General features: G+C 57.9%; 19 protein-coding genes. 7 read left to right on the top strand and 12 right to left on the bottom strand.

The annotated features are described in order from the left end of the window. Nucleotides 1-28 precede the first annotated feature (28 nt). Genes I6J19_RS03070 through I6J19_RS03055 form a run of 4 tightly spaced genes read right to left on the bottom strand, consistent with a single transcriptional unit; the run spans nt 29 to nt 3236 of the window. On the bottom strand, nt 29-379 hold the full coding sequence (locus I6J19_RS03070; protein WP_038627068.1) for a branched-chain amino acid transporter permease: 351 nt from the start codon (nt 377-379) through the stop codon (nt 29-31). Then, nucleotides 376-1152, bottom strand: coding sequence for an AzlC family ABC transporter permease (locus I6J19_RS03065; protein WP_052155556.1), 777 nt, complete (start codon nt 1150-1152; stop codon nt 376-378). Before I6J19_RS03065 ends, I6J19_RS03070 begins: the two co-directional genes overlap by 4 nt. Then, nucleotides 1153-1794 carry a YqgE/AlgH family protein gene (locus I6J19_RS03060; RefSeq protein WP_038627070.1) on the bottom strand — a complete coding sequence of 214 codons (642 nt, stop codon included), beginning with the start codon at nt 1792-1794 and terminating at the stop codon, nt 1153-1155. Continuing rightward, nucleotides 1794-3236 (bottom strand): CCA tRNA nucleotidyltransferase, encoded by a 1443-nt coding sequence (locus I6J19_RS03055; RefSeq protein WP_038627072.1) that lies wholly within the window; start codon nt 3234-3236, stop codon nt 1794-1796. Before I6J19_RS03055 ends, I6J19_RS03060 begins: the two co-directional genes overlap by 1 nt. A gap of 160 nt (nt 3237-3396) precedes the next feature. On the opposite strand from I6J19_RS03055, the gene I6J19_RS03050 reads away from it, so the two are divergent. The 7 genes from I6J19_RS03050 to I6J19_RS03020 all read left to right on the top strand — a co-directional run bounded on the left by I6J19_RS03050 (nt 3397) and on the right by I6J19_RS03020 (nt 14644). Beyond that, a complete protein-coding gene (locus I6J19_RS03050) occupies nt 3397-4254 on the top strand; it encodes an NUDIX hydrolase (protein WP_187402523.1) in 858 nt (285 codons plus the stop codon). A gap of 6 nt (nt 4255-4260) precedes the next feature. Further along, nucleotides 4261-6798, top strand: coding sequence for a hypothetical protein (locus tag I6J19_RS03045; protein WP_038627074.1), 2538 nt, complete (start codon nt 4261-4263; stop codon nt 6796-6798). Between the two features lie 27 nt (nt 6799-6825). Then, nucleotides 6826-10428 (top strand): murein biosynthesis integral membrane protein MurJ, encoded by a 3603-nt coding sequence (locus I6J19_RS03040; protein ID WP_038627076.1) that lies wholly within the window; start codon nt 6826-6828, stop codon nt 10426-10428. A gap of 235 nt (nt 10429-10663) precedes the next feature. Further along, on the top strand, nt 10664-11227 hold the full coding sequence (locus I6J19_RS03035) for a sigma-70 family RNA polymerase sigma factor (RefSeq protein ID WP_235191280.1): 564 nt from the start codon (nt 10664-10666) through the stop codon (nt 11225-11227). Between the two features lie 168 nt (nt 11228-11395). Then, complete coding sequence (gene trxB, locus I6J19_RS03030) at nt 11396-12334, top strand: thioredoxin-disulfide reductase (RefSeq protein ID WP_038627079.1); 939 nt, start codon at nt 11396-11398, stop codon at nt 12332-12334. Between the two features lie 393 nt (nt 12335-12727). Further along, complete coding sequence (trxA, locus tag I6J19_RS03025) at nt 12728-13048, top strand: thioredoxin (protein ID WP_038627081.1); 321 nt, start codon at nt 12728-12730, stop codon at nt 13046-13048. Nucleotides 13049-13459: 411 nt separating this feature from the next. After that, nucleotides 13460-14644, top strand: a complete 1185-nt coding sequence (locus I6J19_RS03020) for an N-acetylmuramoyl-L-alanine amidase (protein WP_038627083.1) — start codon at nt 13460-13462, stop codon at nt 14642-14644. A 26-nt stretch (nt 14645-14670) separates the two neighbouring features. On the opposite strand, the gene I6J19_RS03015 is transcribed toward I6J19_RS03020, so the two are convergent. The 8 genes from I6J19_RS03015 to rpmH form a co-directional block, all read right to left on the bottom strand. Next, nucleotides 14671-15624, bottom strand: coding sequence for a hypothetical protein (locus I6J19_RS03015; protein WP_038627084.1), 954 nt, complete (start codon nt 15622-15624; stop codon nt 14671-14673). 11 nt (nt 15625-15635) lie between these two features. After that, entirely contained in the window at nt 15636-16913 is a 1278-nt protein-coding gene (locus tag I6J19_RS03010) for a ParB/RepB/Spo0J family partition protein (RefSeq protein WP_038627086.1), read from the bottom strand. Between the two features lie 21 nt (nt 16914-16934). Then, nucleotides 16935-17891 carry a ParA family protein gene (locus I6J19_RS03005; RefSeq protein ID WP_038627088.1) on the bottom strand — a complete coding sequence of 319 codons (957 nt, stop codon included), beginning with the start codon at nt 17889-17891 and terminating at the stop codon, nt 16935-16937. 279 nt (nt 17892-18170) lie between these two features. After that, complete coding sequence (gene rsmG, locus I6J19_RS03000) at nt 18171-18806, bottom strand: 16S rRNA (guanine(527)-N(7))-methyltransferase RsmG (RefSeq protein WP_070431835.1); 636 nt, start codon at nt 18804-18806, stop codon at nt 18171-18173. A 320-nt stretch (nt 18807-19126) separates the two neighbouring features. After that, nucleotides 19127-20275, bottom strand: coding sequence for a membrane protein insertase YidC (gene yidC, locus I6J19_RS02995; RefSeq protein ID WP_038627091.1), 1149 nt, complete (start codon nt 20273-20275; stop codon nt 19127-19129). Between the two features lie 86 nt (nt 20276-20361). Further along, a complete protein-coding gene (gene yidD, locus I6J19_RS02990; RefSeq protein ID WP_080972909.1) occupies nt 20362-20694 on the bottom strand; it encodes a membrane protein insertion efficiency factor YidD in 333 nt (110 codons plus the stop codon). Beyond that, on the bottom strand, nt 20654-21034 hold the full coding sequence (rnpA, locus tag I6J19_RS02985; RefSeq protein ID WP_038627093.1) for a ribonuclease P protein component: 381 nt from the start codon (nt 21032-21034) through the stop codon (nt 20654-20656). Before rnpA ends, yidD begins: the two co-directional genes overlap by 41 nt. Nucleotides 21035-21054: 20 nt before the next feature. Further along, complete coding sequence (gene rpmH / locus I6J19_RS02980) at nt 21055-21192, bottom strand: 50S ribosomal protein L34 (RefSeq protein WP_005511646.1); 138 nt, start codon at nt 21190-21192, stop codon at nt 21055-21057. Between the last annotated feature and the right edge of the window lie 42 nt (nt 21193-21234).

Raw genomic sequence — 21234 nt, 5'->3', positions numbered from 1 at the left:
GTCTCACACAGCGCTTACGCAGCGCACCTCACGCGACAAGGTTCACGAGGGCCATATACAGCGCCGTGCCTACGAATATCGAGATCACGGTGTTGCGCCGCCACCAGTGCAGGAAGATGGTGACGACCAGCGCCACAGGCACGGCCCAGGCAGCGCCGGGGTCGCCACCCTCACCGCTGAGCCCCAACCGTCCAAAGACGGTGTAAACCACCAGCGCCATCATGACTCCAACAGGCATGGTCGTGCCGAGGAATTCGAACAGGGGAGAGCCCTTCAGGGTCCGCACGAACGCAAACGGCAGTGCGCGCAACGCAACTGTCACTGCGCCCATCGCAAAGAGCGCGGCTAGCACATAGCCGGAATCGGGCATCGCGGTCATGCTCGCTCTCCCTCCGTTACACGCTGATTGCTTGACGACGTCATGCGCATCACCCGATCTACTCGTGGTGACCACACGCGCAACAGCAGCATGCCGAAGTACATCAACAACCCGATGACCAGCATCTGGTTCGGGTTAATCAGCCACCCGACCAACGTGCAGACGATAGCGGCCAGGGGCAGTGACCAATCCTTGGAGGTCTCAAACGCGTCCATGGCCAGCACCGTAAAGAGCGCCACCAGTGCGAACTCGGCACCGCGGATCCCTTCGGGCAATGCTGCACCGGTTAGCGCCCCGACAATACCGGAGCCCACCCACAGCAACTGGCAGAGAATCTGAATCGTCAGCAGGCGGCGGCCCGACATCTTTTCAGCCGGATTTGCCGCAGAGACGATGGCATACGACTCGTCGGTAAGCGCGTATGTGGAGTATGCGCGGCCGAGACGAGACTGTATCCGGTCGCGGGGGAACGTCAGCCCGTAGAAGACGTGGCGGAAGTTGACCATAAACGAGGTCACGGCACAGCCGAGCAGACCCGTATGGGCCATAACCAGGCCGACAGCGAGGAATTCCATCGACCCCGCGTAGACCACGAAGGAGAAGATGGGTGCCCACCACCAACTTAAGCCAGTCTGTGCGATGAGTAGGCCGAATGCGAGCCCCAGCGGAATGAGACCCATGCCGACGGGCAGTGTCTGCCGAATGCCGGCAGCTATGTCGCTGCGGTCACTAGTTGCGGCACTGTTTCCTTCGGCATTGATGTGCTCACTCATCTAGTTGTCACGTACATCTACGGGGTAGGTGCCATACAGCGGCAGCGGCCAGGGCTGACGGCGCATGCAATCACCCCAGATGTCAGCGGCAGCAGGCGCGAGTACATCAGAGGGCAGGGCAGGGGCGACGTACCAATCACCGCGATCGAGCTCTTCTTCCAGCTGCCCTGGATCCCAGCCCGCGTAACCGGCGAAGATACGCGCGCCATCGATGCGGTCGCGTACATCCTCCGGCTCCGCGCCGAGGTTGACCAGCGCAAACCTATGGGCGATGCGTTCCATCAGCGGTGCACCGGTAATACTGTCGGTCTCCTCTGGGAGGGTAGCGCCATTTCGCACCACACCAATGCAGATTGGCTGCGTCTGGTTGACCGGACCCCCGACGTAGAGCACCGGCGGCTTAGTCATCAGTGACGCCCAGGGCTCGAGCACATTGTGCACAGGCGTCTGCGAACGCTGCGTGAGATCGACACCAAGGGTGCCGTGCTCATCGTGTTCAATGAGGAAAATCACCGAACGAGCGAATTCCGGCGAGAGCATGCCGGGTGCTGCGAGCAGCAGCATACCGGCGGCCGGGTCGTTGCGCTCGAGGCTGGTAAAAAGCCGGTCGCCATAGAGATTTTCCGGATTAATCGATGCCATTAGCTCTCACTTTCGCTTTCAGCCTGCTCACCGGACTGCTCGTACCACCATTTCTTCAGCGCCAAGATAGCATCCTCACGCTCCAGCGGACCGGACTCCAATCGCAGCTCTTTCAGGTAATTCCAGGCCTGTCCGACTTCCTTGCCAGGCTTCAGGTCCAGAATTTCCATGATTTCGTTGCCGTCCAGATCGGGGCGGACGCGTGCGAGGTCCTCCTGCTCAGCGAGCTCCTTGATTCGCGCTTCCAGGTTGTCGCAGGCTCGTGCGAGGCGTGCTGCTTTACGACGGTTTCTCGTCGTGCAGTCGGCCCGCACGATTTTGTTGAGTCGTTCCAACAAATCTCCGGCGTCGTTGACATAACGTCGCACCGCCGAGTCCGTCCACTTGCCTTCGCCATAGCCGTGGAAGCGCATGTGCAAGTAGACCAGCTGGGAGATTTCATGGCTGATCTTCTTCGGAAACTTCAACTTGCGCAGGCGGCGACGCACCAGCTTCGCACCGACGACCTCGTGCTGGTAGAAGGTGACATTGCCCTGCTCGTTGTAGGCGCGGGTAGCGGGCTTACCACAGTCGTGCAGCAGTGCCGCCCAGCGCAGCACGAGGTCCGGTTCACCGGGTTCTTCCTGGTCAATGGCCTGCCGCATGACCTGCAGGGAGTGTTGATAGACATCCTTGTGCTGGCGGTGTTCATCCTGCGTCATGCGCATATCGGAAATCTCCGGCAGCACGCGGTCGGCCAACCCCGATTCCACCATCAGGTCGATACCACGGCTGGGATCTGCCCCCAGGATGAGCTTGTTCAGCTCAGTGGAGATGCGCTCAACCGTGATGCGGTCAATTTCGCTGGACATTTCCTTCAACGCCTTGAGTACGCGCGGTGCCACGTCGAACCCGAGCTGGGATGCGAAGCGGCAGGCACGCAGCATGCGCAGGGGATCATCGCCAAAGCTGACCTCCGGCGCCCCCGGGGTGTCCAAGACACCCGCGACAAGATCCTCGAAACCTCCGAGCGGGTCGAGGAAGGTGCGAGTGCCGTCGCCATGCAGTTCAACGGCGATGGCGTTACAGCGGAAGTCACGGCGGATTAGATCGCCTTCCAGCGTGTCGCCGAAAGTGACCTCCGGATTGCGACTGACCTGGTCGTACGTATCCGCACGGAACGTGGTGATCTCCACCTGACGGCCATGCCGCTCTGCGGACAGCGTGCCAAATTCAATGCCGGTATCCCAGACAATGTCCGCCCAGTCATCAAGAATCGCGCGCGTCACCTCCGGGCGTGCGTCGGTGGTGAAATCGAGATCCACGCCCAGTCGCCCTAAGAGAGCATCGCGCACAGAACCGCCCACAAGGTACAGACGATGGCCAGCTGCACTAAACGCAGCTGCCAGCGAATCGAGAATCTCCGACTCCTTGGCAATCGCCTGATCCGCCACTGCCAGCATTGCCGTCCTGCGCACCTGTGGGTCCGCATCAGCAGCCGCCGGAGTAGCGCCGTGAGGTGTAGTCGCCCCGGGCTGGTCACCATTTGTCGTTGAAGGAGTCGATTGTGTCACGACCGACACAATACCCGCTTATACCTATAAACCCGGTAGTCTAAGTGGAATGAACAACGTGGTACGCAATGACAACTCGGCGGCGAAGAGCCGTCGACGTCGTCGGCGACCGCGCAGAAGGGGTGACGCTTCCGCGTCCACCAACACCAATAGCGCTACTACCAGCGGAAATTCCGCAAAACGTAGTGGCTCCGGTGCCAATGGCCCCAAATCGGCCAAGCCAAACTCCGGTGGCGCCAAGAAATCTTCCAAATCACCGAAGTCGGCACGACCCTCGAAGCAGTCGAACTACCGCGGTGGCCGTAAGAACGGTCAGGATAGGAACAATCGCCGTCGTCACGCACAGACGAAGCGCACGAACAATCGCCGTGCGCACTCGTCGCGCGCGCAAAATGCAGCGCCGATGCAGACCTCGATTGAGACTTCGGCGGGCGGACTGGTCGTCTCGGGGCTTGCTGAGGCGGTCGGCGATGGCGGCAAAGTCAACCTGTCACGGATTTATGTCGCGCTGATTGGTCGGCACGATCGTCGCGGGCGCCTGCTGTGGTCGATGCCCAAGGGCCATGTCGAGCCCGGCGAAGCTTTCGATTCCACCGCCGAACGTGAGGTGTGGGAAGAAACGGGCATTCGCGGCGAGGTCATCGAGGAGCTCGGTGTGATTGACTACTGGTTTGTCTCCGATGGCACGCGGATTCACAAGACCGTGCACCATCACCTTCTGCGCTATGTCGATGGCGATTTGAACGACGAAGACCCCGAGGTCACTCAGGTCATGTGGGTCCCGGTAGACACCCTGGTGGAGCGGTTGGCCTACGCTGACGAACGCAAACTGGCCCGGCGCGCGCACAATCTGCTGCCCGATCTCGCCCGCGCGGAAAAGCGAGCAGGCCGGCAGACGCCGAGGTGATTGCGCATGTTCAGGTTGCAGTTGCCAAGGAATGTTGTTCGTAAAGTCACGGCCGCCACCGCAGCGCTCATACTGTGCTTGCCGACGACCGTTGCGCCCCCAGCTTTTGCGCAAGATGAGCAGTTGTGGGGCAGTGGTGCCAATCGAGTCGGTGAACAGGGACCCCTTCGGCTTTCGATAACCAGCTTCACTCCGCATGTCGCGGCTCTACATTCGACACTGACCATCAAGGTGCAGGTGCACAACACCTCCGACGCGGATATCAGCAATGTTGCGCTGCGCCCACAGCGGGCCGGCGCACTAGCTTCCTCTGCAGATGCGCGGACGATTCTCGCTGAGCCTGAATCGGTGTTTGATGTGGCTGGGACCTTCAGTGCCCCCATCGAGCTGAAAGCGGGCGAGACGCGTGAGGTTACGCTAAGTGTTCCTATCTCCGCACCGGCCCCAGAAGGACTCGACATCACGGAAGCCGGCACGTTTCCGCTGCTCATCAACGCTAACGGGCAACCGGCAGATGACATCGACCGCCTGCTGGCGGAAACACGCGCACTGCTACCGGTGACGGATTCGCAAGCCGCGGGTGATGAGCCGGAACCGCCTGCCGGCGATGAGAACGACAACGATGAGACCGACAATTCCGATGCGCCCACCCGCCGTGACCCAGTGCCGTTTTCGCTGATTTGGCCCATCAGCCAGCCAGTGCCAGTGGTCGGCGGTGAGACCGGTGACGCACCCTCGTCGCCGAATCTCATCCTCACCGACAATTCTTTGGCCGAATCTCTTGAACGCGGTGGCCGCCTCGACGGTTTGCTCACCTCGTTGGAAAAAGGCTTTGCCGGCCCCGATGGGGAGAGGTTGCGGGAATCGACATGCATCGCCATCGACCCGGAGACCCTCGATGCAATCTCCCGGATGACCCGTGACTACTGGATTGGCACCAGCCGCCCAAGTCCTGTGGAGTCCTCGCCACGACTGCGGGATTCCTGGGGAAACGCGGATGACACCAATCTCACGCATATGCCCGCCAGCGACAATGCCGCCGACTGGCTTAACCGGCTGCACGATCTCACACAGGACACATGCACACTGTCACTGCCGTGGGGCGGCACCGATGCCAGCGCCGTAGCTCGCGTGGCGGATCAAGAGCTTTCCATGGAGGCACTCGCCGCTGGTCGGCAGACCATCGCCAAGCATTTGGACGTTCAGACACTGCCGGGTATCTATTTGCCGGCCGAGGGATACGTAACGTCGGAAAGCGCCCCGCTGTACTCGGCGGCGACAGCTCTGAGCGGAACCACCCCGGAGCACGCATTCGAAGACCGCGTAGATACCGGCGAGACGATGCCTCCCTCGCCCACTCCGCCCGAAGCCGCGCACGACACCACCGTATTGGTCGCGGACAACACCGCTATCACCGCCGATGGTCAGACACTACGGCCTGGCCACAGTGGTGTGCTTGCCGACGGTAGCCGCGCCTTCGCCCTCTCTGGGGCACTGACAGCCTCTCTGGCTGTAACAGGACGGTCGCCCCAGACTGTGGCGTATTCGAATCTGCTCGGACGCTTCGATTTCCGAATCGACTCCGAGGCTGCACGGATGCAGACAGCGATTGGCACTCTGTTCCAATCACTGACTGATTCGGATGCCCCTCGCGCGGCTGTGGTGGCAGCACCACCGTCCGGTTGGGATCCACGCGCTAGCGATGCTGAAGATTTCATGGCCGCGGTTCGGAAAGCCGTGGACGCTAACCTGGCTGAGCTGACTCCGCTGATGGATTCCATCACCGCCGCAGCTCGCGACCTGGATGCGGGCTCGGTTACCCCAGTTGACGAGTTCGCCGATCCCGCGCCGGTGAGTGAAGCGCTCGTGGAGAAGGCTCGGATAGCCTCCCGCGAAATCACGGACCTGACCACAATCATGTCCAACGACCCCAACGTCGCGCTGACGCGGTATGAATTCACCCGCCCCCTGCGGCACGACTTACTGCGCTCGTTTACCACTCTCGGCCGGCGAAATCAGCTGCAGTCAACTGACGTGCAGCGGCGGAGCGAAGAACTCAGCGACCAGGCACTGGTTATGACTCGACGTCTGCGCAATTCAGTGACATTGGTAGCTCCTGGCGGTGTCTACACCCGCGCAACGCAGCTGTCGCCGATTGCGGTGCTGGCTCGCAATGGTCTGCCGCTGCCGGTTCCCGCGTTCGTGCGCGTCGGCGCTGGAGATTCGGTGATGGAGGAGAAGTATGAGGCCGCCATCCCTGCCAAGGGGTCGGTGACTGTTCAGTTCACTCCGAAGTCGGGTGATGATGCAGAATCCACTCCGGCAACCAATGCTCCAGAGGGAGACCGGCCACGGGATAGTGGAGACAATTCCCACAACCTGTTGTTGTGGCTCGAATCACCTGGCGGCACGCCTATTTCTCAATCAGTGAGTATTTCCGTGCAATCCGGCGCTTCCGTCGGGGTTTTGGCTATCGTGACCCTCGTCATCGTCACTGTTGGTGGGTTTTTTGCCGCAAAACGGTCACAGTACTTTCGGAAATAGACCCCCTTTTAAGCAACAATAGGACATGTGACTGACTCAGACGCGCATAAATCTGGACTTCGAGGCCGCATTCGTCGCCCCGCGCCACCGGCTCCGGTTCCGGCGGCGCGGCCAACGGCTGAATCTCAGCCGGCCGAAGCGGCCCCGGACCTAACTCGCGTATCCGGCCATAAGGCAAATGCCGATACCGCCGCTGACGCGATGACGGAATCGGCATCACCATCGCCGGCAAAGGCGGCAACTGCGACAGCAACCGCTTCCGGCGATTCCTCCGCGGACTCGACGACGGACGCAAATCAGGAACAGTCGAACTCGGACATCGTCGCCTCCACGGGCTCGATGGCAATCGCTACCCTGATTTCACGCATTACGGGTTTTTTGCGAAACCTGCTTATCGGCGCGACGCTGGGTCCGGCTGTGGCTTCAGCCTTCAACGTCGCCAACACACTGCCGAACCTGATTACGGAAATCGTCCTCGGCGCGGTGCTGACTTCTCTGGTGGTGCCGGTGTTGGTGCGCGCGGAGAAGGAGGATCCAGATCACGGTGCCGCCTTCATTAGACGTCTCTTGACTGTCTCTATGACGCTGTTGGCAGTGGTGACGGTGCTAGCAGTGATAGGTGCGCCACTATTGACCAGATTGAGCCTTAACGAGGCCGGTAAGGTCAACGTTCCGCTGGCGACGTCATTTGCGTTCTTATTATTGCCGCAAATCATCTTCTACGGCATATTTGCGCTGCTCATGGCGGTGCTAAACACCAAGGGAATCTTTAAACCCGGTGCGTGGGCACCTGTCGCCAACAACGTCGTGGCCATTGCCACGCTCTTGCTATATCTGTTCCTGCCCGGCCAATTGAGTCCGGATTCGGACGGTTCACTCTCCGATCCGCACATCCTGCTTTTGGGTCTTGGTACCACTCTGGGTGTCGTCATTCAGGCAGCCATCATGATTCCCTACCTCAAGCGCGCGGGCATTGACTTGCGTCCGCTGTGGGGTATCGACGACCGCATCAAACAGTTCACCGGCATGGGTGTTGCGATTATCACCTACGTGGCAATTTCCCAGGCTGGTTACTTCATCACCACCAATATTGCCTCGACTGCCTCCAAGGCAGCGCCGACGATTTACCAGCAGGCTTGGCTGCTGTTGCAGGTGCCCTACGGCATCATCGGCGTTACCTTGCTGACCGCCATCATGCCGCGACTGTCCCGCAATGCAGCCGACGGTAATGATGGGGCAGTGGTCCGCGATCTATCCATCGGTACGCGTCTGACCATGATTGCGCTGGTGCCGATCGTCGCCTTCTTCACCGCATTCGGCCGCCCCATCGCCGTCGGTCTTTTCGCGTATCTGGAGTTCCCCCGCGAAACCGCGGAGATTCTTGGCTGGACGCTGTCCTTCTCGGCGTTCTCGCTTATTCCATATGCCATCGTGCTTTTGCACTTGCGTGTTTTCTACGCCCGTGAAGAGGCCTGGACCCCGACTTTCATCATCCTCGGCATTACCACCGTCAAGGTGATTCTGTCGTTCTTCGCTCCTCGTCTGGCTTCTGACGATGAGACCGTCGTCGTGTTGCTCGGTGCTGCCAACGGTTTCGGTTTCGTCGCCGGCGCAGTAATTGGCTTCTTGCTCTTGCGCCGCACTCTCGGACACTTGGACAGTAAGGCGACCGTCCACACCGTGCTGTGGGCACTGGGGGCGTCGCTTGTCGGTGTCGCCGTTGCTTGGGGCGCATTCGCATTGACCGACCTTGTGCTGTTCGATTTCTTCGGTTCCTTCGGCGTGCTGCTGCAGACCATCGTCACCGGCGTGGTCTTCCTCATCGGTACCGGCCTGGTCCTCGCTCAGGCTCCATTGGAAGAGGTCCGCGTTCTGGGCGGCTTCCTCGGCCGCATCCCGGGTCTACGCCGCTTTGCTCCGCAGCCTCATGCAGCCGACAATGCCGTCGCCGACCGTGAGGATATGGAGCGCGAACGTGGCTTCGCCGCTGATGCTTTCTCGATTGCCCCGTCGAACCTGATCGGCGAGGCCACGGGTCTGGCAAACGAGGGCTTCACCGCTTCGCCGCTGCTGCCGCCGATGCCGACGCAGGGTTCTCGCCCAACCCGCTATGTACCCGGCGAGATGGTCTCAGGTGGTCGTTTCCGTCTGCGTTCTGAAGTCGCGACCTACCCAGGTCTGCGCCTGTGGCGCGCCATGGATATGGGAGATCCCGATAACGCAGATGTCGCACTTGTCTTCGTCGACACGATTGCACTGCCGTACTACGACACTTCGCCATCGGCTGCCGCCCAGAAGATTGCCACGACGACCAATGAGCTGCGTGACTTGGCTGGCGCCGGAATGTCGCGGATTCATAGCGTGGCGAAGACACGCACCGAGGTGCTCATCGTCGCCGACTGGACCAGCAGTATCGGTATTGAGCGGTTCGATCAGGCCGCCCATCCGGATGCCCTGGCACTCGCAGTTGCATCACTTGCCGAGACGATCGCCGACGCCCACGAATCTGGGCGCTGCCTTGGCCTGACAAACAAGCCTGGACAATTGCGAATCAGCAGCGACGGCCACATCTACGACGCTTTCCCCGTCGTTTTGCCCAATAGCTCGCAACGTTCGGACTACAGCGCGTTGCTTTCAGTCATCGACGAGCTGTTCTACAGCGTGACGAACATCCCCTCTGATATTTCTGCTGCCATCGACCGCGCGAAGCAAACACGCCCGGAGAACTTCAATGGGCAGGAGTCGCCAGCTCGCACGCTCGCCGAGGATTTGCGCGCCGCAGCGCTGGGCCCCGATTCTTCGGAGTTTCTCGCAATCGACCCCGACACCGGTGCGCGCGAATCCGTCGATGCCGGCGGTGCAGCCCAATCAAACGCTCATCACACCAAGAATCGCACCCGCGCATTCAGCACCGGCGCAGTCGTTGTCGGCGTAGTCATTGTCGGTGCACTTGTCGCCGCGGGCATCTTTGGTCTGGTTAACCGTTCCTCGGACGCACCGATTAACTCCGAGTCCGTACGACGCGGCCCGGCTCCGGTCACGACGCTCTCGCTTGCCGACGCTAGCGAGTGGCAGGCCGACACCGACAACCCGGCAGCAGGTCCAGACAATCCGGACATGGCTGAGCTGACCATCGATAATGACGAGGAAAGCTTCTGGGTAACTTCTACTTACCTCAGCCAGTTCGGCAATCGTCCAGAGGACTTTAAACCTGGTGTTGGTATTCGGGTCACTCTGGATGAACCGGCAACCATTCGAGAGCTTAAGGTCTCTGCGACCCCGGGCGCACACATTGAAGTTCGCGGCCTACGCGATGCTGACTCGACGAACTTGGATGACACAACGGTTCTCGGTAGCGCAACCGCCACCTCAGGTACGACAACTATCGAAATTGATAGCCGCGACACCGAGTGGAAGAACCTTGTTGTCTGGATCTCCAGCTTGCCGACGGCTGCGGAAGCGGTAGCCGACAGCAACTCAGACACCGATGCTGATACGAATGCTGATGCTGAGTCGCAGAATTCCGATTCGGACAACCCACTTGTCGGCGACCGCAATCTGGCTGAGCAATCCCCGGATTCGTTGCTGCCAGTTGCAATTGGCGATATCCAGGTGCGTGGTACGGAATAACGCTCTGAGCTTGCCTTAGGCGGCAACAGTTTAAGTTGTCCCAAGTTATCCACAGCTACTGGGACATTTTGAAATTCATCCACAGCCCGCGGTCTCCACGGCAGTTTTGCCAAGCGGAGAGCGCAGGTTTCGTGTTTGCATAGGAGCCATGAACTTTGGGGGAAGAAATCGAATTGGGGACAGTCACCGTAAAGCCCATGCGGGTCGGCGACTGGGGGACTATGGCGTCGTCGGTATGCGAAAGCATGCATCTGCGGACGAGGTTGATCGTGAGTTATTAAAGGCGCACCTGGCGGGGGATCGTCGCGCGTTCGCGGTGTTGGCACAGCGTTATTACCCACAGTTGGTAGCTATGGCGCGGCGATATCGTCGGGATGATTTCGATCCCTTGGATGGGGTACAGGAGGGGTTGGCGCGGGCAATTGCGGGGGCGGCGAGTTTTCGCGGGCGTTCTACGGTGGCGACGTGGCTGACGTGCATCGTGAAGAATGCGTGTATTGACCACATCCGCGGTCGTTTCGGGGAGATTTCTCTGTGCGATAAGGACGAAGATTTTGAGACGCTTCTGAGTTCACAGCCGATTCCCTGCCCGGATGTTCCGCTACGAGTGACTATGGTCGCCGCATTGGAGCAGTTACCAACGGATCAGTGGGATGCCCTGTTGTACTTGGACATCTTTGGGTATTCGCTGCAAGAGACCTCTCGCAGTATTGGGCAACCGAGCGGAACGTTGAAGTCTCGACGAGCGCGGGCGCGTCGTGCGCTTCGGCGACAGTTGGAAGAAGTGCAGGTGGCCTAACAACTGCGAAGCAGGGGAGAAACAGGGGAGGGGAATAGAGATGGCTAACCTCACGTTGGTTGAGGTAGCTGTTTCCGGTAATTTCTTTCCCGGAGCTGAAAAATTTGCTTACTACTGAGCATCACTGTGCGCCATGTGATGTGAGAGATAAAAATTATAGGAGTCTTCATGAGCGATATCGTTCACGACCTGATCATTGTCGGTTCCGGTCCCGCCGGCTACACGGCTGCCACCTACGCAGCCCGCGCCGACCTGAAGCCTGTGGTGTTCGAGGGCATCGAGTTTGGCGGTCTGCTTATGACGACTACCGACGTGGAGAACTACCCAGGTTTCTCCGAGGGCATCATGGGGCCAGAGCTAATGGATCAGATGCGCGCACAGGCTGAGCGCTTCGGCGCTGACCTGCGCATGGAGATTGTTGATCGCATGGATCTCACCGGCGACATCAAGTCTGTTTGGGTTGGCGGAGAAGAGCACAAGGCTCACGCTGTCATCTTGGCAACCGGTGCCGCTCCGCGTTATGTCGGTGCTCCGGGCGAGCAGGCACTGCTGGGCCACGGTGTCAGCGCCTGTGCCACCTGTGATGGTTTCTTCTTCCGTGACCACGATATCGCCGTCATCGGTGGCGGTGACTCCGCGATGGAAGAGGCAACCTTCCTTACCAAGTTCGCCCGCTCGGTGACGATTGTCCATCGCCGCGACGAGTTCCGCGCGTCAAAGATTATGGTTGAGCGCGCCCAGAACAATGACAAGATTCGCTTTGCGACGAACAAGGTTGTGTCCCAGGTTCTTGGTGAGGACAAGGGTTCAGTTACCGGTCTCGAGCTGGAAGACACCGTCACTGGCGAGAAATCCGTCCTCGATGTGACTGCCATGTTCGTAGCAATTGGCCACGAGCCACGTTCGCAGATGGTTCGCAATCAGCTGGACTGCGACGAGAATGGCTACATTCAGGTAGCCGCTCCGAGCACCCAGACCTCCCTCAAGGGTGTCTTTGCAGCGGGCGACGTTGTTGACTCGCATTACCAGCAGGCAATTACCGCCGCCGGCTCTGGCTGCAAGGCCGCGCTGGATGCTGAGCACTACTTGGAAACTGTTGCTCGGTAGCTGAAAGCAGGGTAGCCTCGCTAGCTGGATAAACAGCTATTAGTTGGGGCGGTGCAATTGTTGGATAACGCCAACGATTGCAGACATCCAACTATTGGGAGTACCCGATAGTCAGTCAGCCCAATTGTTGTTAGCTGTCGCTCAATGAGGGCGCAGCGGGACGTGTTATAGCCCGATCCGCCCCGCACCCATCGAGCGCTCGCAGCGTTCCCAAGAACACCATTAATTAACAATTTAGTACTTCACTCACGCCACCGGAAGCCCTAATTTTTGACGCCTTTAGCGCCAAATCCGTACGCGAGACTGAAGAAACTAGGTTGAAAAATTAGAATCAAGAGCACGAATCAAAACCACTAAGAACTCAAACGAGCTCATTCTAAGGAGAAGAATTTCATGGCTCCGGTAACTGTCACCGCCAATACCTTTAAGTCCGATGTCCTCGAATCCGATAAGCCGGTACTTGTAGATTTCTGGGCAGAGTGGTGTGGCCCGTGTAAGAAGATTGCTCCCGTTCTCGACGAGGTTGCGACCGAGCTCGATGGCAAGGCCGTCATCGCCAAGGTCAACGTCGATGAGGAGCGTGCACTGGCTGGCATGTTCCAGATTATGTCCATCCCAAGCCTGCTCCTATTCAAGGACGGCAAGAAGGTCGAAGAGATTCGCGGAATCCGCCCGAAGGGCGAAATCACGGCGCTCATCGAGAAGCACCTTTAAAAAAACCAGGGGTTGCTCCTTATCCGATACGAGGTCGCACCTGCTCACCCGTCACTTCACTTCTCCCACCTTCCTTGGACACGCCCCATTAAGATGTGACTGAAGTTATGGTTGTGATTTAGAGTTAGTTCTGGGGTTTTGCCGTCGGGCTTGCCGACGCGCCCTCGTAACAATCAATTCGCGCCTGCGACCTGGTAATCTTGCTGGAAATGGCGGTTTACGTCTTCCTTAATACCGTGAAGGAACCAGGTTGCCGCCAACTTAAGAGGTATTGCTGACCATATCCTCTGAGAGTGCGCGAAGTTTCTTAACTGAAGTTTCGTTTAGCTCACTGGCCAGTAATACTGATTAAGTGTTGTGAGAACCCCACAACGGCCTGAACATAATTGTGGAGTTCGGAAGGGAGTTTTCGTGCCAGAGTTTCTGAAGGTGGGCGATAGGTCACCTCGTGTTGCCGAGGTACGTTCTACCCTGGCTCGTCTTGGGCTTCTGCCCAACTGGGAGGGCTCAGCTGCAGAGGAGAACTCGCCTCAGTGGTCTGGTGACGACGACCTGTTTGATGAGGATATGCGCAACGCTCTCCTGGCGTTCCAACAGTCCCGCGGTGTCTATGCCGACGGCATCATCCGCGACAGCACCCTGCGCCTACTGCGAGAAGCTTCGTACACTCTGGGCACCCGCGTACTGTCCTACGATCCACTGTCACAAATGACCGGTGAGGACGTGGGCGTCCTCCAAGCTACCTTGCAGGAGCTCGGTTTCCACGATGCCCGAGTAGACGGCCACTTCGGCCCGAAGACCGATGCATCTGTGCGTGAATACCAGCTCAATTACGGGTTGGAGCCCGACGGTATCTGTGGCCCCGTTACTCTCCGAGCGCTCAGCTACTTGGGTAGAAGGGTTACTGGTGGCTCGGTAAACGCTTTCCACGAGAAGGAAATCCTGCGCACGATGGGGCCTAAGCTCTCAGGCAAGCGCATTGTCATTGATCCAGGCCTTGGGGCAGGGGAGCCCGGCGTCGTGGTCGACGGCCCCTACGGTCAGATTTCTGAAGAGGAAATTCTTTGGGATTTGGCCTCTCGCATCGAAGGTCGTCTTGTCGCGGCGGGTGCAGAGACTATTCTGTCTCGTCCTCGTACCGACAACCCATCTATCGAAGATCGAGCTGAGATGGCCAACGCATTTGGCGCTGACATCTTCATCTCCCTGCAGGCTGATCACTATCACAACAACCGCGCCAGCGGTATTGCGACCTTTTACTTCGGCTCGATGAAGGGCTCCAACTCCATTCTGGGCGAACAGCTCTCTGGCCTTATTCAGCGGGAAATTGTTGCCCGTACGAGCCTGGTGGACTGCCGCTCGCACGCCCGTACTTGGGATCTCCTCCGTCTGACCAGGATGCCCACGGTGGAAGTCGCCGTTGGTTACCTGACCAATGAGGATGACGTGGCAATTCTTTCTTCCCCAGATCAGCGGGACGTAATTGCCGAATCTATCGTTGTCGCTGTAAAGCGTCTGTACCTGGGCGATGAAGAGGAGCAACCAATGACCGGCGCTTACAGCTTTGCTCAGCTGATTGAAGAGGAAAAAGCCTAAACACGGCCGGCCTATGTAACCCGGTGCTAGAGACTGAACAGCTTTGAGCGCATAAAGGGTTCTTTCGCACTTAGATCCAACGCATGACCGATTTCTTCATCCCAGTCCAATTCCGCATCCAACTCGATACGGAGTTTCGGATGAATCGGATGTGGAGTCACCACCCGAAACCCGGAGTCAAGAAGGGTTCGCGTACGAATTAAATCACCGGCGTTATGGTTAATCGCCGCCAACGAATCTGAGATACACGGCTTTGGATTTAGCTTTTCTTCGAGTTGCGCCTCGAAATCAGCGATTAGATTCTCCGTGCCGTCGTCAGGCGTTGGCGATGACGGCGTGGGTCCCGACATAGAATCCGCTGTGCCACTGCAACCAAACGCCTCTACCGCTGAGATCCCGCGCAGCGCGAGCTTGTGCAGAGCGGTCACAATGAGAACGCGGAGCATGTCATCATCGACCTCTAAAGCGTTGTAATGCAGACTCGTCAGCGCTATCGCATCCGGCGATATTGGCCCGGAAGGCATGGAAAATGTCGTCGGGCAGAAGCGCGGGGGCGCAAAGAGGAGCGTGCCGACGGTCTCAGGCTTCCCATCGATACGTGATGCCGGTGGCTTTCGCCGTAGCGAATATCCGCACGGCCCCCAGGAAAGGTAGACGGTATTGAGCCATGCTTCCTTCTCCAAGCGCACCTGGGCGGCTAAATCAGAGCTTAGGACGCTATTTAAGGGGCTCTCACTAGCTCCGGTTGGCCGAATAGGGGGTTGGCTGTCCGAATGCTTTAAATCGCCGTTGAGGGCTTCATCCTCTTCTGGCTTGCGAGGGTCCAAATTAGGTTCGCGCGGCTCAGACGAGAAGTGGGCTAGGGCAGTTGCAGTACGGATATGCTCCATGCCCTGTTCCCAAAACAGGCTTAACATCGTCTCCGGATAGATTCCATCGATGTCGGCCAGCGAGATTTTCTCGATGAATACTTCAGTCACAGTAACCGGGTTTACTCTTCGTCGAGATGCATCAGTGACATGATGCGATCAAAGTCCTCGAGGTTGCCGAATTCGATGACAATTTTGCCCTTACGCTTGCCCATCTGGGCAGTCACCTTCGTATCAAAAGAATTGGACAGGCGATCAGCCCAATTGTGGAGTACCTCCGGCTGCGGAGTGGGCTCGCGGTGCTGCTTCTTTGGTCGCTCGCCTGCATTGAGTAATGTCACTGCTTCTTCGGTCGCACGGACAGATAGTCCTTCAGCAACAATTCGCTCGGCGAGGCGCTGCTGTTCCTCCTTACCTGCCTTGACCCCAAGCAAGGCACGTGCGTGGCCAGCCGACAGAACACCGACCGCTACTCGTCGCTGTACCTCCACCGGCAACTGCAAGAGTCGAATCATGTTGGTAATAACGGGCCGCGAGCGACCGATACGATCCGCCAGCTCTGCCTGAGTAACACCAAACTCATCGAGCAGCTGTTGGTACGCAGCGGCCTCTTCGAGTGGGTTCAGCTGCACGCGATGGATGTTCTCTAGTAGGGCATCGCGGAGCATGTCCTGGTTTGGAGTATCGCGAACGATGGCGGGAATCGTGTCAATTCCAGCTCGCTGAGAAGCACGCCAGCGACGTTCACCCATGATGATTTCAAACTCGGGTTGCAGCGCATTCGGATCTTCCTTGCGCGCTGCCTCGAGCGCTGCCGCACGATTATCCGTTGAGATTGGTCGTACGATAATCGGCTGCAATAGACCGAACTCACGAATAGAGTGAGCAAGCTCATTCAAGGGCTCTTCATCGAAGACCTCTCGTGGCTGCTTCGGGTTCGGCGTGATGAGCTTCAAATCGACCTCGCGATAGGTCGCGCCAAACTCGTTTGCGGCCGTAGTGTCAACATCAGCAGCCTCGGCGCCACTGTAGTCCGCTACTCCCGACGTCGTCGAGGGCATTGTTTCACGTGAAACATTGCTAGACTTACCAATAGCGTTATCGTCACTGTGACGTTTATTCGCCTCATTAGTATGCGGCTCGCTTTGCCCGGATTTTGTGGATTTTCCGGCGTTTTTCCTCTCAGGCAACGAGGTGCCGGATTCCGTCGCGGCCGCGCCCAATACGTCGGCAACTCCGCTACTGCCATACTGCTTCGCCCCCTGGGTACGGCGGGGACCGAAAATAATATCCGCGGCACTTTCACCTACCGACGGGTTAGCCGCCGGAGCAGTTGGGATCAGTGCGGCGATACCGCGACCGAGCCCTCCCTTGCGGTTCTCCTTCTTTTGATTCGACATGGGTTACTACTCCTAGTTGCTTTAATTTGGCTCAGTGGAATTGGACGGGGTAGGGGAGGAAGCTGGCTTTTGCCCAATCGCACTTCCCCCCGGAACTGCTGAATAGTCGCCACGCGTTGCCAATTCCTTTGCAGCATCAAGATAAGCAACTGCGCCCCGAGACCCTGGATCGTAGGAAATTACGGTCTGCGAATATCCCGGCGCCTCCGATACCTTCACGGATCGAGGGATGAGATTACGTAGAACAACCTCGCCGAAGTAGTTACGTACCTCATTGGCAACTTCTTCTGACAGTTTGGTGCGGCCATCGAACATAGTGAGCAGCACAGCAGAAATATGCAGCTCCGGATTGAGATGCTGACGAATCATCTGCACGTTATTCATCAGCTGTGTCACACCCTCCAAGGCGTAAAACTCACACTGAATCGGTATCAACACCTCGTTGGCGGCGGTCATCGAATTCAGCGTCAACAGACCAAGCGAAGGCGGGCAGTCAATAATGAGAAAGTCGAAGCCATTGTCGATCAAGTACTGATCTGGAACTGCATCGAGAAGTCGGCGCTCACGGTTCAGGAGCGAGACCAGCTCAATCTCGGAGCCCGCCAAGTCCAATGTCGCCGGCACACAATAGAGGTTCTCAGATTCAGGGGAACGCTGGATGACATCGTCAATCTGTAGCTCGCCGATGAGAAGCTCATACGTCGAAGGAGTCCCGGAAACATGCTCAATGCCCAGGGCCGTAGAAGCATTTCCCTGCGGGTCATTATCGATGACCAGAACCTTGAGACCATGCCGCGCGAGCGCCGAAGCGATGTTGACTGCCGAGGTGGTCTTGCCCACGCCACCCTTCTGGTTGGCGATCGTGATACGACGCGGTCGCTCGGGGCGTGGAAGCGATAAACGGTTCGGAGCCTTAACTTGCGCCGCTCGTTGAGCTGCCACAGCAATGGGTGTGTCTTGCCAGGACTTCCGGCTCATTAACTATTCCCCTTACAAGCACAGCAATCACCAATCATGGCCACTGGAGTGCGAATTTAAACTTAGTAACTATCTGCAAAAGCGTAATCATCAAGCCCCAACAACCGTTAGACGCCGACGATTGTGGAAATGTTTCACGTGAAACATCCACCTTGGTCGCTAGGACTTTGCCATACCGCGATACTTATCCCACTCTAGCCCGACGGTACTACGCGCCTCAATGCCGAAACCAAAACACAAACGAATCCGCAGTGGAGTAGGGGAAGTGGGGCTTACAGCCTACTTCTTCTGGATAATCACGGCGTACGTCGAGGTTCCCAACACGGATCCGCCGACCTCTACGACGCGAGGATTAATTCCCTTCGCCTTTGCAATAAGTTTTGCATCCCGATCGATTTCCTCTTGGGCAGTTCCACCCTTCAGTGCAACCATCGCGCCCCCGGATTTAACTAAAGGAAGCGACCATCCCGCCAACTTCCCCAGAGGGGCAACAGCGCGGGAGGTAACGACATCCACTTGGCCAATCTCAGCGCGAACCACTTTCTCCTCAGCACGCCCGCGAACTACCGTTACATTGTCCAGCTCAAGATCTTCCACAACTTCGTTCAAAAAGGTTGTGCGGCGCAGCAATGGTTCCACAAGCATGACCTTCAAATCCGGTCGTGCTAGAGCAAGTGGAATGCCGGGCAAGCCCGCCCCCGAACCAATATCCGCAACTACAAGCCCTTTGCCTATCGCTTCTCCAACTACCGCAGAATTGATAATGTGCCGATCCCACAGCTTTGGAGCTTCACGTGGTCCAATCAAACCTCGGACTGTCGCCTCCTCGGCCAACCATGAGTGGTAGCGGTATGCCCGATCGACATTCTCTCCAAACACGGTATCTATCACCGAACGCAGATCTGCATCGACCAAAACTGCGGAGGCTTCTTGCTTATCGACATCTTTCACGGAGTTACTCAACAGTTCCTCTAACCTTTCCAATGGGGCAGCTGTGCCGTCACTCGTCGAGCTTTTCAACACCCCTAGTGTACGACAGTGCAACAGCGATGTTTCACGTGAAACATTGACTGGGGATGGATGCCAAACTTGAGGCTCCAGAGAAAATTACAGATCTGTAATAACAGCGACGTTGTTTGCGTGGGAGGGGACTAAGGCAAACAAAAACGCCCCGCATTTGATGCGGGGCGTTCTGAGTAATTAACTTATGTAGACGAAGCGTGGTGCTACTTCAGCTATTTCTTTTTGCGCTTCCGTTTCTTCCGATTCGCGGGCTTCTGTCCCGGCGCCGGCTTGGAAGCCGGACCCTGCTGTCCCTTCGCCGAATTACCATCTGGAAGGTGGCTAGAAGCCTTGTTCGCAGTAGAAGCCTCACCAGACTGCAACTGCTGCGCATTCTGCGCTGCCTGGCGCTTGCCACCCTTCTTGGGGTTGATTGGCTTCTGGCCAACCTTCGGAGCGAGCTTCTCCTGTGCCTCGCGCTTAGCAGCCTTCTTGGCTGCGACAGCTTCCTTCTCTTCCTCATCCAGCTTGCCAAAGATGTAGCGCTGCTGGAAGTAGGTCCACACGTTGTTAGTCACCATGTAGACAAGAAGACCGATGTGCCAGAAAGCACCGGTAACAAGAATCATGATTGGGAAGAACCAAAGCATCATCTTGTTCATCATGTCCATCTGCTGACCCATAGGGCCTTCCTGGCGCTTCACCAAGCCGGCTTCCTGGCGGGCACGGGTGCGCTCAACAGACATGCGAGCGTTGAAGTGCGTTGCCAGTGCCGCGACAACAATCAGCGGGATAGCAACGATCATGATGTCCATGCGGGTGAAGTCTGCAGGCGTACCAGGCACGGTAAAGGCTGCGTATTGATCCTCACCCATTCCAACCGAACTGGACAGTGGAGCATTGAGCACACGAGCCAGCAGGAAGGACCGCACCTCATCTACACCGAAGATGTAGTTAGGCGTATTCCAGTTCTGCCCCACCGACATGCCGAGCGCATTGCCCGACGTACCCGTTCGGTTAAACGAACGCAGCACGTGGAAAAGACCGATGAACACAGGCATCTGAACCAGAATCGGCAGACAGCCGCCGAGCGGGTTGACACCCATTTCCTTCTGTAGCTGGCGCATAGCAAGAGCCTGAGCCTGCTGATCATTCTTGTACTTCTCCTTGATCGCCTGCATCTCAGGAGCGAGCTGCTGCATCTTGATGGCAGAACGCTGCTGGTTCAGCATCGGCTTAAACAGGAGGATACGGATGGTGACCACAAGCAAAATAATGGCCAGCACCCACGAGATACCCGAGGAGGGATCGAATAGGAAACCTGAGGCCTTATGCCAGAACCACAGGATGGCCGAAATCGGCCAATACACGAAATTGAGCACGGTCTAAGATCACTCCGTTCTTTAGGGGGCAGCGCACTCGCGCCTTCGTCTACAAAGCCCGGTCAAAGGCTAAGCATTACTAGAGGTTACCTGTGCATTCGCTTTAACCACGAACCCAGGCCGGGGAATGTAGCTGGAACTGGATCCCAGCCGCCCGGATGCCAGGGTGCGCAACGGAAGATACGCAGGAGAGTCAGCCACAGGCCACGAATCGCTCCGAAGCGGCGCACGGCCTCAAGACCATATGCGGAGCACGTCGGTTCAAAACGACATGTGCTCGTTGGCTTCAGATTAGAGATACGACGGCGGTAGAAGAGAATCGCCCTCTCAGCCACACGTGCACCGGGGGCCTGGGCGAGGGGGCCGTCGTCAAGCGAATTAGCGCCGACGTTCGTATGTAGCGAGTGCCGATTGCACATCGTGGGACAGCTCCTGGCTGGTGGCTGTGGCAGAAGCGGGCAGCGCGCGAACGACAATGTCCATAGTGGACGGGAGATCCTGCGCGGCCGCGGCCATAACATGGCGGAGCTTGCGGGATACAGCGTGACGAGTCACGGCGTTGCCCACAGCTTTAGATACGACAAGACCGACACGTGGACCACCAAACCTGGCAATCTGCGTATCGGTCTTATCTCCACCGCCAGAAGCGGCGGTGTCACGAATATGCAAGACCAACGTCTTGCGTCCGATTCGGCGTCCACGTCGTACGGTGACCGTGAAGTCACGCGAAGAACGCAGCTTATTGCTCTGAGGGAGCACCGAAATCGGCGTCCTCTTACTTAAGCGGACAGGCGGGCACGGCCCTTGCTGCGGCGTGCTGCCACAACAGCGCGACCGGAACGGGTACGCATACGGGTACGGAAGCCGTGCACGCGTGCACGACGGCGGTTATTCGGCTGGAACGTCCGCTTCGACACGGTTGACACTCCTTGAAACTCAAACGACCACGAGTCCACGCT

Origin of the sequence: Corynebacterium amycolatum (assembly GCF_016889425.1) — a bacterium.
GTDB lineage: Bacteria > Actinomycetota > Actinomycetes > Mycobacteriales > Mycobacteriaceae > Corynebacterium > Corynebacterium amycolatum.
Note: the sequence above shows the minus strand (reverse complement) of the source record. Positions and strands in the feature narration are given on the sequence as shown.